Source organism: Myxacorys chilensis (genome assembly GCF_059505265.1).
Genome location: NZ_JCACKG010000301.1, coordinates 1 through 14,978 on the forward strand (window position 1 = coordinate 1; position 14,978 = coordinate 14,978).

18 protein-coding genes, 1 tRNA gene and 1 other annotated feature are annotated in these 14,978 nt (G+C 47.6%); of the genes, 4 read left to right on the top strand and 15 right to left on the bottom strand.

Features of this window, described 5'->3' with window-relative positions:
• The 6 genes from AC5JLB_RS29885 to AC5JLB_RS29910 form a co-directional block, all read right to left on the bottom strand.
• A partial coding sequence (locus AC5JLB_RS29885) for a hypothetical protein (protein WP_495877455.1) occupies nt 1-231 on the bottom strand: 231 nt, incomplete at its 3' end.
• A gap of 251 nt (nt 232-482) precedes the next feature.
• Nucleotides 483-1,586 carry an ABC transporter ATP-binding protein gene (locus AC5JLB_RS29890; protein ID WP_495877456.1) on the bottom strand — a complete coding sequence of 368 codons (1,104 nt, stop codon included), beginning with the start codon at nt 1,584-1,586 and terminating at the stop codon, nt 483-485.
• A 58-nt stretch (nt 1,587-1,644) separates the two neighbouring features.
• The gene (locus AC5JLB_RS29895) at nt 1,645-2,523 is read right to left on the bottom strand and encodes a carbohydrate ABC transporter permease (protein ID WP_495877457.1); all 879 of its coding nucleotides are present in this window, start codon (nt 2,521-2,523) and stop codon (nt 1,645-1,647) included.
• Nucleotides 2,524-2,525: 2 nt separating this feature from the next.
• Complete coding sequence (locus tag AC5JLB_RS29900; RefSeq protein WP_495877458.1) at nt 2,526-3,431, bottom strand: carbohydrate ABC transporter permease; 906 nt, start codon at nt 3,429-3,431, stop codon at nt 2,526-2,528.
• Nucleotides 3,432-3,435: 4 nt separating this feature from the next.
• Nucleotides 3,436-4,593 (bottom strand): ABC transporter substrate-binding protein, encoded by a 1,158-nt coding sequence (locus AC5JLB_RS29905; protein WP_495877459.1) that lies wholly within the window; start codon nt 4,591-4,593, stop codon nt 3,436-3,438.
• 528 nt (nt 4,594-5,121) lie between these two features.
• Nucleotides 5,122-5,400 carry a hypothetical protein gene (locus AC5JLB_RS29910; RefSeq protein WP_495877460.1) on the bottom strand — a complete coding sequence of 93 codons (279 nt, stop codon included), beginning with the start codon at nt 5,398-5,400 and terminating at the stop codon, nt 5,122-5,124.
• A gap of 362 nt (nt 5,401-5,762) precedes the next feature.
• Between AC5JLB_RS29910 and AC5JLB_RS29915 the strand changes: the two genes are divergently transcribed.
• The 4 genes from AC5JLB_RS29915 to AC5JLB_RS29930 all read left to right on the top strand — a co-directional run bounded on the left by AC5JLB_RS29915 (nt 5,763) and on the right by AC5JLB_RS29930 (nt 9,553).
• Nucleotides 5,763-6,512: a prolipoprotein diacylglyceryl transferase gene (locus AC5JLB_RS29915; RefSeq protein ID WP_495877461.1), complete on the top strand. Its 750-nt coding sequence runs from the start codon at nt 5,763-5,765 to the stop codon at nt 6,510-6,512.
• 14 nt (nt 6,513-6,526) lie between these two features.
• The gene (locus tag AC5JLB_RS29920; protein ID WP_495877462.1) at nt 6,527-7,972 is read left to right on the top strand and encodes a radical SAM protein; all 1,446 of its coding nucleotides are present in this window, start codon (nt 6,527-6,529) and stop codon (nt 7,970-7,972) included.
• The gene (locus tag AC5JLB_RS29925; RefSeq protein WP_495877463.1) at nt 7,972-8,331 is read left to right on the top strand and encodes a hypothetical protein; all 360 of its coding nucleotides are present in this window, start codon (nt 7,972-7,974) and stop codon (nt 8,329-8,331) included. Before AC5JLB_RS29920 ends, AC5JLB_RS29925 begins: the two co-directional genes overlap by 1 nt.
• Nucleotides 8,332-8,563: 232 nt before the next feature.
• Entirely contained in the window at nt 8,564-9,553 is a 990-nt protein-coding gene (locus tag AC5JLB_RS29930; RefSeq protein ID WP_495877464.1) for an aspartate carbamoyltransferase catalytic subunit, read from the top strand.
• Nucleotides 9,554-9,562: 9 nt separating this feature from the next.
• Here the strand turns inward: AC5JLB_RS29930 and AC5JLB_RS29935 are convergent, their stop codons facing one another.
• From AC5JLB_RS29935 to rplS, 9 genes are all read right to left on the bottom strand, one after another.
• Nucleotides 9,563-10,342, bottom strand: coding sequence for a TspO/MBR family protein (locus AC5JLB_RS29935; RefSeq protein WP_495877465.1), 780 nt, complete (start codon nt 10,340-10,342; stop codon nt 9,563-9,565).
• Between the two features lie 380 nt (nt 10,343-10,722).
• Nucleotides 10,723-11,118, bottom strand: coding sequence for a 50S ribosomal protein L7/L12 (gene rplL / locus AC5JLB_RS29940; RefSeq protein WP_495877466.1), 396 nt, complete (start codon nt 11,116-11,118; stop codon nt 10,723-10,725).
• 48 nt (nt 11,119-11,166) lie between these two features.
• Nucleotides 11,167-11,697, bottom strand: coding sequence for a 50S ribosomal protein L10 (rplJ, locus tag AC5JLB_RS29945; protein WP_495877467.1), 531 nt, complete (start codon nt 11,695-11,697; stop codon nt 11,167-11,169).
• Between the two features lie 53 nt (nt 11,698-11,750).
• Nucleotides 11,751-11,895, bottom strand: a sequence feature (ribosomal protein L10 leader region).
• 35 nt (nt 11,896-11,930) lie between these two features.
• Entirely contained in the window at nt 11,931-12,641 is a 711-nt protein-coding gene (gene rplA / locus AC5JLB_RS29950) for a 50S ribosomal protein L1 (protein WP_495877468.1), read from the bottom strand.
• Nucleotides 12,642-12,715: 74 nt separating this feature from the next.
• The gene (gene rplK / locus AC5JLB_RS29955) at nt 12,716-13,138 is read right to left on the bottom strand and encodes a 50S ribosomal protein L11 (RefSeq protein WP_495692501.1); all 423 of its coding nucleotides are present in this window, start codon (nt 13,136-13,138) and stop codon (nt 12,716-12,718) included.
• A 17-nt stretch (nt 13,139-13,155) separates the two neighbouring features.
• On the bottom strand, nt 13,156-13,791 hold the full coding sequence (gene nusG, locus AC5JLB_RS29960; RefSeq protein ID WP_495877469.1) for a transcription termination/antitermination protein NusG: 636 nt from the start codon (nt 13,789-13,791) through the stop codon (nt 13,156-13,158).
• A complete protein-coding gene (gene secE, locus AC5JLB_RS29965; RefSeq protein ID WP_495877470.1) occupies nt 13,788-14,012 on the bottom strand; it encodes a preprotein translocase subunit SecE in 225 nt (74 codons plus the stop codon). Before secE ends, nusG begins: the two co-directional genes overlap by 4 nt.
• 251 nt (nt 14,013-14,263) lie before the next feature.
• Nucleotides 14,264-14,336 (bottom strand) — tRNA-Trp (locus tag AC5JLB_RS29970).
• Nucleotides 14,337-14,482: 146 nt separating this feature from the next.
• Entirely contained in the window at nt 14,483-14,848 is a 366-nt protein-coding gene (gene rplS / locus AC5JLB_RS29975) for a 50S ribosomal protein L19 (RefSeq protein ID WP_495877471.1), read from the bottom strand.
• Between the last annotated feature and the right edge of the window lie 130 nt (nt 14,849-14,978).

Consider the following 14,978-nt stretch of genomic DNA (forward strand, 5'->3'; position numbering starts at 1 on the left):
TGCTGAAACCACACTCCTCCAGTATCGCAAAATCCACACGTCTAGAACACGACCATCTGGGTCCTGCCCTTCCACAAAGGAAGGGAGGTGGGGAAACATTTTGCCAAAATCGTCTGCGGGTGGTCGCGGTCTACAGAACACCTTGAGGCTGGGGTAAAGTGAGTCCTGGAACATACGAGCATCTTGGGCGGTTGACCCTGCCTTGCTGACCTGCAGTGTGCTTGTCTGCATCGTAACCTCCGTGGAGTGAATGTTGATTAGACCTGTAAGTTGTCACCGGTCTGATTTCCTTCACTTGAAGAGTTGCATCAATGCTTTGATGCTAAATGGGCTACCCTACCGGCAACAGGTAATGTCTACACCACAACCCGTCATCTCTTTTCCGCCTTCTGCAACAATTTGTCATACCATTTAGAATCTGTCATTCGGTTCATTTAATGGTTAGCCAGAGCTTTGTTCTCTAGCGAAGGACACTACGATATTCAGCCATTGCGAACCATGCTCGGAGTGGTCGCCTCAACGCGATCGCCTGCGCCGACATCAAACCAATGAATCGAGTCGGGCGGAAATGCCAATCGAACTGGCGTATTGGTTGCCAACCGATGTTCCATTCCTAAAAGGGCACGAACAGTGATTGGCTCTCCTCCACTCGCAATTCTGACACTGACAAGATTATGCATTCCCAAATTCTCGACTAGGAATACTTGACCATCGAGAGCAGGCTCATTGGAGGATTGGGCTACATGCACATGCTCCGGGCGAATCCCAAGAACGATTTCCTTTGGATTAGAGCCTAGAGGCAGTGGAATTCGACTGTTGCCGACGATCGCTTGTCCTGCCTCACATTTAACCTGCAAAAAATTCATCTGCGGACTGCCGATAAAGCCAGCCACAAATCGATTGGCAGGTTCGGTGTAGATTCGTTCGGGCGTATCGAGTTGTTGCAGGTAGCCATTGTTAAGAACGGCAACTCGCGTCGAAAGTGTCATCGCCTCAGTTTGATCGTGGGTGACGTAGACAACGGGCGTGTTCTGCGACCCAAACAACTGCTTCAGCTCTGCCCGCACATGTTCGCGTAGAAGCGCGTCTAAGTTGCTGAGCGGTTCATCGAGCAAGAAGACATCCGGGCGACGAACGAGGGTTCTGGCCACCGCGACCCGTTGACGCTGACCGCCCGATAGCTGACCAGGTTTGCGATTCATGAGTTCATGTAAACCTAGAAAATCAGCTACCTCATGAATTCGACTTTGGACTTCCCCGCTTGGAGTTTTGCGCAGTTTCAAACCAGAGGCAATGTTCTCGTATACCGTCATGTGCGGATACAAGGCGTAGCTTTGAAACACCATCGCAATGTTGCGATCGCCAGGACTAAGCCGACTGACATCTCGACCGTTGAGCAAAACTTGTCCACTACTCGGTTGTTCGAGCCCGGCGATTAGTCGGAGAATGGTTGATTTTCCGCAACCGGACGGACCTAATAGCGTTAAAAATTCGCCTGCACCGACACTAAGACTGATATCCTTAACAGGAACGACGGTAGGGGTATAGGCTTTGCGAAGAGCGACGAGGTCGAGTTTCTTATCCATAGTGCTAAGAATGAAATGGTGCTAACGAATGAACGGTTAGTGGGATAGAGTAAATGCCTTATCCTTTGACGGCTCCTGAAGTCAAACCTTGTACGATCCGCCGTTGAAAAATTAAAACCAGCAAAACGAGAGGAATTGTCCCCAGTACCGTTGCCGCCGCAATTGGACCAAAGGGAATCTCAAACGGAGACGCGCCGCCAAGCTGTGCCCCAGCCACAGGGACGGTTTTCATGTCCTCACGAGTGATAAACGTGAGAGCAAAAATAAATTCATTCCAGGCAGCAATAAACGTTAAAATTCCCGTTGTGGCTAATGCTGGCAGTGTCATAGGCAACACAATGTCGAGCAGCATTCGAGGAGTGCTATATCCATCGACTCTAGCCGCATCTTCGAGGTCTTTTGGAAGCTGCTGAAAAAAGCTTCTCATGACTAAAATTGTCAACGGTAAGTTGATTGCTGTGTAGGGAATGATTAACGACAGATAATTGTTTCCTAGATTGAGATAGCGAACAATATCTAACAATCCCAAAAACAATAGAATCGGCGGAAATAACGTCACAATGAGAACGCCGGCTAGAATGATGCGTTCACCCTGTAGTTTCAGTCGGGCTAAAGCATAAGCCGCAGGCGCACCAATGCCAAGTGCCAAAACTGTAGACGCTAATGAAACTAGAAAACTATTGAACAGGTAGTTGAGAAATGGACGCCGCTCAAACAGCTTTTGATATTGATCAAGCGTCAGTTGATTGGGACTCGGAAAATAGACATTTGGAATCTCAGCGATCGCATCATCCGTTTTAAATGAGGTCAGCAATTCCCACAAGATCGGTGCAAGGCAGAAGAGAACCGTTAACGCTACGGCAATCGGTAAGATAAATCGCCGCACGCTGGGTCGGTGGACAGTCGCCTGTTGATTCTCTGGAGAGGTGGTTGTCATAATTACACAGCTCCCGATGCGCGTTTTCTAGACCGACTGAGGAAAAAGCTGGCGATCGCGACCACCAACACCAACAGCAGAAAGGTCACAACAACCAATGCTGCCCCGTACCCAAAATCAAGATATCGCATCACCGTTGCGTAAATGTAGAGAGAAACAGTTTCCGTTCCCCCGCCTGGTCCGCCGCCTGTCATGACAGAGATCAGATCGAAGATGCCAAACGCTTGGGCGAGACGAAACAGCAACGCAATCACAATCTGAGGCAGCAGCAGGGGTAGTGTCACCTGTCGAAAGCTCTGCCAGGGACTTGCGCCATCAATGGCTTGGGCTTCGTACAAATCACTCGGAATCGATTGCAGTCCTGCTAAGAGCAAAATGCTGATAAAGGGCGTCGTTTTCCAGACGTCGGCGACGATGACCGAAATCATCGCCAGGGTCGGATTCCCTAGCCAGTTGATGCCCGTTTGAATTAGTCCCAACCGCAGTAGAATATCGTTCACAACGCCGTACTGATCGTTAAAAATCCACGTCCAGGCGAGTGCAATCAGAGCGGTTGGGAGTGCCCAAGGCAGGATGGCGATCGTACGGACAATCCCTCGTCCTCGAAAAGACTGATTGAGGACTAAGGCAATGCCCATGCCCAAAACCAGTTCCAGTGAGACGGTGGCAACGGTAAAAATCGTCGTGTTCCACAACGTATTCCAAAACCGTCCGTCTTGCGCCATTCGCGCATAGTTATCGAGTCCTGTAAAGGCTGGACTGAGTTGATTTCCCAGGTTAATTGTGAAGAAACTTTGCCAAACCGCTCGTAGAATTGGGTAGGCAAACACTAGCGCTAACACGGCGATCGCGGGAATGGTAAGCAACCAACCCGTCCGCCGTTCTTGAGCGCGAACATAATCTACCATTGGTTTAAGCTCCCAGTAAAGAACGAGTTTCGCGAGCGGCAGCTTGCAGCGCCTCTTCTGGCGATGTGCGCCCCGAAACAGCAGAACTCAAGTAGCGCTGCAAAATATCTGACGCTTGAGCGTATTGAGCAATCTGAGGACGCAGTGCTGGAGTCTCCAACACTTTTAGCACTAAGGGGAAGTATTCATACTTCTTCAGCAAGTCTGCATCGTTGTAAAGCGATCGCAGGCTCGGCAAATAGCCGCCCGTCAGTGAGGTTTGTTTCTGAACATACGCACTCGTAAAAAACTGAACGGCTTTCCACGCTTCTTGAGGATGCTGAGTCGTGGATGCAATGCCCCAACCCCAACCGCCTAACGATCCCGCGCTCTCTTGCCCCGGCGCGTGAACCATGGGTTGAATGCTCACCTTACCGCGCACTGGCGACCCTGCCTGGTTGAGCAGTTCCCAAGCGTAGGGCCAATTCCGCATAAAAACGGTGTTGCCATTTTGAAAGAGCCGCCGCGCTTCTTCTTCTTGGTACGTGCTGACACCTGGAGGCGACACGCCTTGGTCAATCGTGCTGAGTAAGAATTTGAGTGCCGCGATCGCTTCTGGTCGATCTAACCCGACTTCGTTGGTTTGTGGATTGACCCAAAAGCCGCCGTAACCCTGAAGCACTTCGGTAAACATGGCTGATGCACCTTCGTACTGTCGCCCTTGCCAAACATAGCCCCACTGCACTTTGTTGTCAGCTTGCTGAATTATTTTTGCGGTTTGCAACAAGTCAGAAAATGTTTCGGGTGGGTTGAGTCCGGCTTGCTTTAGCAGGTCCGTGCGATAGTAGAGCATTCCAGCATCCGTTCGCCAGGGCAATCGATACAGTTTGCCTTTATAGCGGCTGCCTTCAATGTCTCCTAGCAAGAAATTCGCCAGTTCTGCTTTTGAAATCAGATCTTCTAGAGGGCGCAGCCACCCCGCCGCCGCAAATTTAGACAGCCAAACGACATCCATGTTGATCAGGTCGTAAGGAGAACTGCCCAGCAGGAAAGAAGAGGTATTTAAGTCTTCAACCAAGTTGCTGGCGTTAGGAGCCTCGATCATGTTGAGCTTAATGCCTGGATTTTTTTGCTCAAATTCTGCGATCAAAGGGCGCAGCGTTGGAACCTCCGGTGCATTCATTAAAAATGAAAGAACTACGGGTTGTGACCTAGCCGGTAACACAATGAGCAAAGCGGTCAAGGCAAATGCTGTGAGTAAGCTCAGCGTTCGAAAGAGCAGCGAGCTTCGCCAGTATCGCAGGAGGTTGAACCAGTATTCTCGGACGATTTCCATAGATAAATTACCGCGACTGGAATGCACAACTTAATGGCACAATGGGTGCGATTCGCATTCCATAAACTGGATTTTGGTTAAGCTGATTGAAATACCAGATATGGAACTTTAAAGAGAAACCAGCCACTCCAAACTCACGGCTTCTGGAAGCTAAAGGCTGCCTTATAAACTAAAGGGTTTACTCTACAATTCTCATCTTCTTCAAGACGGATTAGATGAGAGGAAAATATTAAGTTAAGTAACAATTACAACCGCTTTAAGAAGCGTTATTAAGCATTATTTAATTCACCAATTTTAGGTCTAATTTATAGTAAATGACCTATCTATCGATTATTGCTTGAATTAATTTGGATCAACTTCAGATTAATCTCTGGATTAACACTGTGTACCCTGCAAAGAATTCAAAATCCGTGAAATTACAATTACGGTTTGAACAGCGCCAATAAATAATCCCAGGCGATACATTTTGACCCACATACCGATGGGTTTTTCGTTCGCTGACCACAGGAATGCGATCGCAAGAGCCACAATAATTTCTGTAACCAGTGCCATCCGAATCGTAACCGCACAATCGCCTTTTCCAACCACGAACAGGCTGCATGTGGCTAAAAAGAAGCAGCCAAATCCTAGAAAACAATCAAATGTTCTACTCATCGTCTAGCCTATTCGGAACAGTGGGATAGTGTATAGACGGAGATACTTTAACATTGTGTGCTTTTTTATTCAATATATTCTACGTATGCAGTCTACCTTTTCAACTCAGTAGATTTAGCAGATGGAATGTGATTAAAGTCTTTTTAAGTCGTAGCTTGATCATCGATAGCAAGGTCTGATAAATATTTTATAACTATAAGAAATCTGAAAATCTTTAACTCCACAATTGGCTGGCCTTGCCAAAGTTTAGAGGATTGCTATGTTGAACGGTAACGAATGCTTGAGTTCTAAAAAGAGTATAAAAAGATTAACTTTGAACCGAAAACGCTTGTATAGTAAAGCAATTTTTATAAGCACCGCTTGTGGATTTTCCAGTTTATATTGGCGTTGGCGCAGTCAAACTTCATCCGCACATTTTTTTTGAAGCGATCGCATATTCAATTGCGCTGCGGTTATCGCTCAGAAACTTCCGTCGAGATATAATTTCGCCGCCTCAACGCAGTTCGATTATTGTCGGCGGACTCGTAGGCGCGTTAATCGGCGCAAAGGTGCTGGTGATGCTGCAACATATTGATATTTTTTGGCAGCATCAGGAACAGTTTTTTTGGCTACTGCTTCAGGGTAAAACGGTAGTCGGAGCGCTATTAGGTGCAGTAATAGGAGTTGAGGCGACGAAGAAACTGCTTCACGTTCATCAATCAACGGGCGATGCCTTTGTTTACCCACTCATATTAGGAACTGCGATCGGGCGATTGGGGTGTTTTTTTACAGGGCTGAGCGATCGCACTTATGGCGTTGCGACTAACCTACCGTGGGGCATTGATTTTGGCGATGGGATTTCCCGTCATCCAACGCAGCTTTATGAAATTACATTTCTGTTGATGTTAATGATATTTCTAAAGGTGCGATCGCGTTATCCTATGCATTCTGGAGATTTGTTTAAGTTCTACTTGATCAGTTACTTAAGTTTTCGCTTTCTGGTTGACTTTATTAAGCCCGACTTTCACTTTGCGTTAGGATTAACTGCAATTCAAATTGCATGTCTTCTAGCGCTTGTTTACTACCGCAATAGCATCACTAGATTGTTTAATTTCACTGTAAAGCCTGCTTAACTGTACTGCAAATTATGCCAACTCGTCCTTATCTGTTCTACGCTCTGACCAATAGTGTCTGCTCTAAATGCCTCACGAAGGTTGAAGCAAAAATTATTTTTCAGGAGGGTAACGTCTACCTCGTTAAACACTGCCTAATTCACGGACGAGAAGAGGTTCTGATTGCAGATGACATTGAGTATTACAAGCAGTGCCAAGAGTTTATTAAGCCTGGAGACATGCCGCATCGGTTCAATACACCGATCAAATATGGCTGTCCCTACGATTGTGGCTTGTGCCCTGACCATGAGCAGCACAGTTGTTTAACGTTGGTAGAAGTCAGCGATCGCTGCAATCTTTCCTGCCCCATTTGCTATGCCGATTCTGGAGCAGAAGAGGTTTCAAGCACTAATCAACCCCGGCGTCACCGCAGTTTAGACGTGATCGAACGCCTACTTGACAACATTGTTGCCAATGAGGTTGAACCCGATATTGTCCAGATTAGCGGCGGTGAACCCACGATTCATCCAGAATTTTTTGAGATTTTAGACATCGCAAAACGCAAGCCGATCAAGCATTTGATGATCAATACAAACGGGCTGCGAATTGCTCAAGATCGAGCGTTCTGCGATCGCTTGAGTCAATATATGCCGGGAATCGAGATCTATTTGCAGTTCGATAGTTTTGAAGAAAAAGCACTGCGAGAATTGCGGGGTGCAGACTTGCGGCAGGTAAGAGCACGCGCGATCGCGCATCTCAACGAGTTCAATATCTCCACAACGCTGGTTTCAACGGTTAAAAAAGGACTGAATGATCACGAAATTGGTAAGACAATTGACTTTGCCTTACAGCAACGATGCGTTCGCGGGGTCAGTTTTCAGCCCATTCAGGCGGCAGGACGACTAGAGAGTTTTGATCCAAAGCGCGATCGCTATACCTTGACCGAAGTTCGTCGGGCTATTTTAGATCAGAGTCCTCACTTTCAGCCGAAAGATCTTTTACCTGTGCCGTGTCATCCTGACTGTCTAGCCATGGCATATGCGCTTAAAGTGAAAGGTCAAGTCATTCCTCTAACAGGATTGCTCGATCCTACGGCGTTTCTCGATGTGATGCCAAACTCGGTTCTATATGAACAGAACGCAGAATTAAAAAAACAGATCTTTAAGTTGTTTTCAACCAATCATTCTCCCGATTCATCCGCGACAACGCTGAAACAACTATTATGTTGTCTACCTCTAATTCCAGTTCCGACAGGAATTACATACGAGAATGTGTTTCGGGTTGTGATTATGCAATTTCTTGATCCGTTTAATTTTGATGTTCGTTCTGTAAAACGGTCTTGCATTCACATTGCCCATCCTGATGGTCGAATCATTCCGTTTGATACTTACAACATGTTCTATCGTGAAGGCAGCGCAGGGCATCACCTTGTCGAGCCTTCAGAACTTCGCCAAGCGCGCGCTGTGCAGGAGCAGGTGTAATGTCTGCGGTCAGTCGAGGGATTTTCACTACAGTTGGATTGAATCTAGTTGCCTGGGGATTTTATAGTGTCTGCTTGTCGGGTATGGAAGGATATTTTTCTCCCGAAGCTTGGCAGCCCGGAGGCGTTGCTCCACCCATTCGTGCGCTTCACAACGCACTGGTTTACTTGTCTTATGGAATTGGCTTTTCTCAAGCGCTTCACATTAGTCCCTTGATCGTTTGGCTGACGGCCCGACGACGGTTTGAGTTTGTGAAAGGTGTCATCATTGGAGCGCTAATTACTGCATTGCTATGTGGAGGATGCTTTGCGTTAGTCTTCCCGTACATTACTTCTCAAAGCAATGTGTTCTGGCGATAATGCATTCACTCGAAATTCACTACTTTCTCCGTTTAATTATCTGCTTGCGCTTTCGATGTTTGTTCTTATGGAAGCGTTGCTTAATTGATTGACTCAATTAATTTCAAATGATTTATTTCAAGCAAATCTGATTGTGTGTCAAAGGGCATGTTTTACACTATGAATAATTCACGATGAGTAATTCACTCTGAATCCTCTCAATGAATCATCAATTCACTGCCCTTACAATCTCATGATCTGGACTCGTCACCACGTTTTGTCGCTCGCGGAGTTTACGCCGGAGGAATACGACACTGTTCTACAAACAGCGAGTAGTTTTCGTGAGGTGCTATCTCGTCGCACAAAAAAGGTTCCAACGCTTCAGGGGCAGGTTGTGGCGAATCTGTTTTTTGAGCCATCCACTCGGACACGCAGTAGCTTTGAGCTTGCTGCAAAACGCTTGTCGGCAGATACGCTAAATTTTGCACCCGGATCGTCATCACTTACAAAGGGAGAAACGATTCTCGATACGGCGAAAACTTACCTGGCGATGGGAACCGATATGATGGTCATTCGCCACAAAGAAGCGGGAGTGCCGCAAGCGATCGCAGATGAAATGGATCGCTTGGGGGTGAAGGTCGGAGTTCTCAACGCAGGGGATGGGCAGCATGAACATCCATCGCAAGGATTGCTCGACTTGTTTACCATCTGTTCGTTGCTCGATCCAAGTAATCCTCGGTTAGAGCTTTTACAAAATAAAAAAATTGCGATCGTTGGGGACATTCTGCATTCGCGGGTCGCTCGCTCCAACATATGGAGTTTGACGGCCAGCGGAGCCGAAGTGCATCTTGCTGCGCCACCAACCTTACTCCCAAAGTGGTTTGCGGATTTTGTGGCAGACGATGCCTTACCTCGAAAATTATCCCTGCATTGGTCGCTTGATCCCGCGATCGCGGATGCCGATTTTGTCATGACATTGCGCTTGCAGAAAGAGCGGATGGCAACTCATTTGTTGCCAAGTTTGCGGGAGTATCATCAGCAGTTTGGTATTACTCGCGATCGTCTGAAATTATCTCAGCCTGATGTAAAGGTGCTGCATCCAGGCCCAGTCAATCGCGGGGTTGAAATCAGTTCGGATCTGATGGATGATCCGGAGTTTAGTTTGATCTCGCAGCAGGTTACCAGCGGCGTTGCGGTACGGATGGCACTGCTGTACTTGATGGGCGGCGGCAAAGCCGGATAAAAGGTTGGACTAACTCATTTTCTGTCTAGATTTGTACTGTGTAAACAGAATGAGTAGCGTCAGCGCAATCGCGAGTCCAATCGCGACAATGGATAGGGCAGATTGACCTGTTTGCCGCACTGCGATCGCAATCAGCGCCCACACGATCACAAAGCCAAAGGCGGCATCGTGGAATTGAAAGGTGATGGTTGCGGTAATGCCCGCCGCGATCGCCAACATGATTCCTGTCCACACGACGGGATCAATTCCCCAACCATTCCACCCAGAAATATATAACGCTGATGCAACGTTCACGATCGACGCAACGCTAATCCATCCCAGATAAATGCTGATCGGAACTTGACTAAAAATCTTCTCGTCTCGCGCCACCCGATCAAGACGGCTCCAAGCGTAGGCCGCAATGAGACTCAACAAAATTCCGAACATCAGTACAACAGAGAGCCAAAACTGTTTAGCTGTAAACACAAAGACCCAAATTATTTGAAAGACGCAAGCTGCCACAATTGGAGCGCGAACTTTTTCTAGACGTGGATTGTTTCGCTGGGCAGGTGATGCTTGATAAATGCCAAAAGCGATTAGCCCAATGTAAATCAAGCCCCAAATCGCAAAAGCATAATTTGCAGGTGTCACTATAACTGGAGCAAGAATCGTATTAGAAATCTGCCCGATGTTTTGTCCGCCAATCGGAAAGAAATTAGATATCGCGTTGACAGCGATCGCTGCCAGAATTGAGACGACGACAGCGCTTTGCCACATCTTCTGAGAAGAACCCTGATGGGAGTCTTGCATTTGCTTTTTCCTAACTCACTCTTTCAGGTTAACGAGGTTAGGGCGACTTGGACTCTCTCTAATTTCAGGTTTTCGCTTTCATGCGATGAGAAGGATGCTGACGCGATCGCACAATTTTTCAATATCCCTTGAAGGGATCAAAGAATCACGGAATGGGAGTGAAGAAACATAGTCTTAGGTTGAAGAATGATGTAGTAGCAATCAAAATCTTAATGTGAGAAGGATCACACGATGGGAACAAAGGCTCACAAAGTAGAAATTAAGAAACGCTAGAGTAAACATCACTTTCTATAGAAATATAAGCTGCACAAAAAAGGAGCCGCGATCGTATGTTCAGGTCGCGACTCCAACAATTATCAGAAAAGGTAAGGTGGTTTAGTTTACTTAATCGAAACTTTACCGCCAGCTTCCTCGATTTGCTTCTTAATATCTTCTGCTTCAGCCTTCGCTGCGCCTTCTTTAATGGCTTTAGGAGCGGCTTCCACAAGGTCTTTCGCTTCCTTCAGACCCAATCCAGTGATCGTCCGAACAACCTTAAGAATTGCAATCTTCTTATCAGCCGGAACTTCTTCCAGAATCGCATCGAATTCGGTTTTCTCTTCGACTTCCTCAGCCGCAGCACCGCCACCCGCGCCCGGAGCCATCATCATCATGCCACCAGCCGGAGCCGCCGCACTCACGCCAAAGGTCTCTTCGATTTGCTTTACGAGTTCAGAAGCTTCTAGAAGGGACAAACCCTTCAACTTTTCAACGATTTCATCGGTAACAGCAGACATGAGTTAACTCCTAAAAAATAGTGAGTGAAATTGAACTGTAGCGCCACTCTAAGCAGCGTCTTCCTTCTCGGAAATTTGTTGGATGGTTCGCGCCAAGCCAGACGGAACTTCGTTGATTGCGACTGCCAGTTGCGTTGCCACGCCGTTGATTGCACCTGCAATCTGAGCAATAAGCTGCTCTTTAGACGGAAGATCCGCGATCGCTTTGAGATCCGCTTCTTTCAGCAACTTGCCTTCCATGACGCCGCCGCGCATCTCGGTCTTTTTGACGGCTTTCTGGAAGTCTTGGTATGCCTTGATTGCGCCCCCAAGATCGTCTTGAACAATCACAAACGCTGAATCGCCTTTGAGAATTTCGCTGATCGGCTGCCATCGCTCATCATTCGCGATCGCAATATTCATTAGCGTGTTCTTCGACACCGTACAAACCGCACCTTTTGGGCGTAGACGGTTGCGCAGATCAGAAATTTCAGCAACCGTTAGACCGCTGTAGTTAACGATAAACATTAACTGAGCTGTGTTAAGCGATTCTTGAATTTCCGCAACTGCATTTTTCTTGTCTTGCAACGTTTTTCCCATTCGATTTCACCTCCTTACATTGGGATTTGTGAGACAAACTTGAATTACTCTTTCATTCCAAACAAAAACCTCGATTTTGGTAAACCGAGGTCGCTTAATTTCGATGTGCCACTGCAATCAGGGCAAACCAGAAATCAAACCTCGGCAGGACATTAAGCTTAAAGCGCCCGCTGTCTTTGGTTTGGAATATTCAGTTAGAGCAGAATTCTTCGATATCGTGCCTCTGAAACGAATTAGGCTGCTTCGATCTTAAGGTCGCGCAGGGTATTGATGTCAACCTGGATCGACGGACCCATAGTAGAAGACACATACATCGTACGCCAGTAGCGACCTTTTGCGCCAGAGGGACGGTTACGATCGATGGTTTCCTGAAGCGCCTTCAGGTTGACCAACAGATCATCGGCTGTAAACCCAGCTTTACCAAACATGACGTGAACGATGCCAGTCCGGTCTGCCCGAAATTCGAGTTTACCCGCTTTGAACTCCGCGATCGCTTGCGGCAGATCAAACGTGACTGTACCGCCTTTCGGAGACGGCATCAAACCACGAGGACCCAAAACCCGACCTAACTTTGCCACTTGCGGCATCATGTCCGGCGTCGCAATCAGCAGATCAAAATCCATCATGCCTTTACCGATCTGCTCGATCAATTCTTCAGAGCCGGCAATATTGGCCCCTGCGCCAGTCGCTTCCGCAACTTTCTCACCCCGAGCAATGACGGCAACCCGGACGTCTTGACCTGTCCCTTTCGGAAGTGCCACCGTGGTTCTAAGCTGCTGATCGGTGTACTTTGGGTCAATGCCCAACCGAATGTGCGCTTCTGCAGACTCAGGAAACTTTGCAGTTGCAGTTTCTTTCAGTAAATTCAACGCTTCCAAAGGTTCATAAGGACGATCCTCTACCTTTGCCAGCAATTCTCTCAATCGCTTTGATACTTTTGCCATAGGTTACTCCTGGGGTAATTGCGAGGAAATCCTCTCCCCCGAACACTAGATTACTGAACGATGACTTAACGGAACTATTTAACAGTGACACCCATGTTACGGGCCGTTCCTTCAATGATCTTCATCGCCGCCTCAATGTCATTAGCATTGAGATCAGGCAACTTGGTTTTGGCGATGTCTTCAAGCTGAGCGCGGCTGATACTGCCGACTTTCTTCTTGTTTGGTTCACCAGAACCCGTTGAAATGCCTGCGGCTTGAGCAATCAGCTTAGACGCGGGTGGCGTTTTCAGAATGAAGGTAAAACTGCGGTCTTCATACACCGAGATTTCTACCGGAACCACCATCCCTGCTTGATCGGCAGTTCTAGCGTTATATTCCTTGCAGAACATCATGATGTTGACCCCGTGCTGACCGAGGGCAGGACCGATCGGCGGCGCGGGGTTTGCTTTGCCAGCATTAATTGCCAGCTTAATCACGGCGGTGACTTTCTTAGCCATCGGTTACTCTCTATCGATTAGATCTTCTCAACTTGGTTCACTTCCAATTCCACAGGCGTGTCGCGCCCGAAGATCGAAAGCAGCGCCTTGAGTTTACTGCGCTCTGGGCTAACTTCAATTACTTCGCCTTCAAATTCCTTGAACGGACCTGAAAGCACTGTAATCTTTTCGCCCGCCGCCAGATCAATTTTTCTGACTGGCTCCTGCTCTTGAGAATGCTTGAAGATGCGTTCCACTTCCGCATGTCCCAAGGGCATTGGTTTGACGTGACCGCGCCCGCGTCCGTAGCGACGCTTCTGCTCTGCGCCCACGAAATTGATCACGTTGGGAGTGTTTTTGACTACCTGCCAACTCTCATCGTCCATCAGCATCCGAATCAAGACATAGCCAGGAAACACTTTCTCAGCGCCTTCCTTCGAGCGTCCGTCTTTCTGATGCTTGAGAATGGGAGTCTCAGGAATCTGAACTTCCAAAATTCGGTTGGCAACGTCGAGGGTGTCGATTCGTTGCTCTAGGTTGGCTTTGACGCGCTTTTCGCAGCCTGAAGCAACCTGGACAGCATACCAGCGCGCTTTACCAAGCTGAGCCGTCTCTTCTGGGTTGCCCTCAGGGGAGCGATCGTCAAACTGAGTTTCGTCTGAGGTAAACGTCATCCGAACACCTTCACTTGTCCCCATTGGAACAACTGGTCAACTAAATAGATCAGCGTTGCCGAGAGCGTCACCATCAAAATCACGGCGACCGATTCGCTAATAAGTTGTTGACGGCTGGGCCAAACCACTTTGTTGAGTTCTTCTTTTGTTTCGTTAACAAACGAACTAGGATTAAATCCAGCTTTTTGCTCTTGGATAGCCGCTTCTTCTTTCTTTGCCACAGCGTTCAGCGCTCCATCATTGCAAGGAACAACAGATACTCAGGTGTTGAGCCATCTGCCTTTTAGAAATTTCCGACTGTATGGAAGATATCCACAAAAATCAGAGATCTCTATTCTAGGCTGATCTACCGCTCTCAGCTAAAAGAGGACACAATCTCGTACAAGGGGTGGAGTGTGTCCTTGAGGTATGGATCAACCGATGAGTGATATACCGTCAAAATACAACGGTTAAAACAAATCAGAGTATTCAGCGCGCCCTGGAGGACTTGAACCCCCGACATCAGGTTTTGGAGACCTGCGTTCTACCAACTGAACTAAGAGCGCACAAGCTGAATGAACTCTGATTGCTATCCTCTATATAGTTTAACAGGTATTGGGATGGGTCTTGTGAGTTTTGATAGTTTTTCATCCCTCATCGCGCTTCCCTCATCGCGTTAGGGTTGCCTCGTAGCGTCCCTTACCCCTCTTTCTTAGGTGAGAGCACGATCGAAGCGCTGCTTCAAGCGAGTTGCTTTTCCAATGCGATCGCGCAAGTAGTAGAGCTTCGCCCGACGCACTCTGGAGCGACGCAAGATCTTGACACTCTCAATTCGGGGAGAATGTAGTAAAAAAACTCGCTCCACGCCAACGCCTTGAAAGGTCTTGCGAACCGTTACAGTCTTAGAAATGCCTGTGCTTGCCATCGCGATCACGACGCCTTCATAAGGCTGAGTGCGCTCTTTCTCGCCCTCTTGGATAATCACGCCGACTTTGACGGTATCGCCGATCTGGATGTTCGGCAAATCTGACTTCATTTGCTCCGCTTCAATTGAGCGAATAATTTCTTGCGCTTTCATATAAGGCTTCAAAACTCACAATTGCTCACTTTAGCTTATGAAGGAGCATTTCGTCTAGATTCACTGTAAAAACTTTTGCAACAATCGTTAAGTCACACTTAAATTCCCGCTTCCATCCCCCCCGTGGGGA

Coding starts and splice junctions, on each gene's coding strand:
- AC5JLB_RS29930 (WP_495877464.1), top strand. CDS start 8,564: ATGATCTGGACTCGTCACCACGTTTTGTCGCTCGCGGAGTTTACGCCG.
- rplJ (WP_495877467.1), bottom strand. CDS start 11,697: ATGGGAAAAACGTTGCAAGACAAGAAAAATGCAGTTGCGGAAATTCAA.
- nusG (WP_495877469.1), bottom strand. CDS start 13,791: ATGACGTTTACCTCAGACGAAACTCAGTTTGACGATCGCTCCCCTGAG.
- AC5JLB_RS29920 (WP_495877462.1), top strand. CDS start 6,527: ATGCCAACTCGTCCTTATCTGTTCTACGCTCTGACCAATAGTGTCTGC.
- AC5JLB_RS29905 (WP_495877459.1), bottom strand. CDS start 4,593: ATGAATGCACCGGAGGTTCCAACGCTGCGCCCTTTGATCGCAGAATTT.
- AC5JLB_RS29900 (WP_495877458.1), bottom strand. CDS start 3,431: ATGGTAGATTATGTTCGCGCTCAAGAACGGCGGACGGGTTGGTTGCTT.
- AC5JLB_RS29890 (WP_495877456.1), bottom strand. CDS start 1,586: ATGGATAAGAAACTCGACCTCGTCGCTCTTCGCAAAGCCTATACCCCT.
- rplS (WP_495877471.1), bottom strand. CDS start 14,848: ATGAAAGCGCAAGAAATTATTCGCTCAATTGAAGCGGAGCAAATGAAG.
- AC5JLB_RS29895 (WP_495877457.1), bottom strand. CDS start 2,523: ATGACAACCACCTCTCCAGAGAATCAACAGGCGACTGTCCACCGACCC.
- rplK (WP_495692501.1), bottom strand. CDS start 13,138: ATGGCTAAGAAAGTCACCGCCGTGATTAAGCTGGCAATTAATGCTGGC.
- AC5JLB_RS29925 (WP_495877463.1), top strand. CDS start 7,972: ATGTCTGCGGTCAGTCGAGGGATTTTCACTACAGTTGGATTGAATCTA.
- rplA (WP_495877468.1), bottom strand. CDS start 12,641: ATGGCAAAAGTATCAAAGCGATTGAGAGAATTGCTGGCAAAGGTAGAG.
- AC5JLB_RS29910 (WP_495877460.1), bottom strand. CDS start 5,400: ATGAGTAGAACATTTGATTGTTTTCTAGGATTTGGCTGCTTCTTTTTA.
- rplL (WP_495877466.1), bottom strand. CDS start 11,118: ATGTCTGCTGTTACCGATGAAATCGTTGAAAAGTTGAAGGGTTTGTCC.
- AC5JLB_RS29935 (WP_495877465.1), bottom strand. CDS start 10,342: ATGCAAGACTCCCATCAGGGTTCTTCTCAGAAGATGTGGCAAAGCGCT.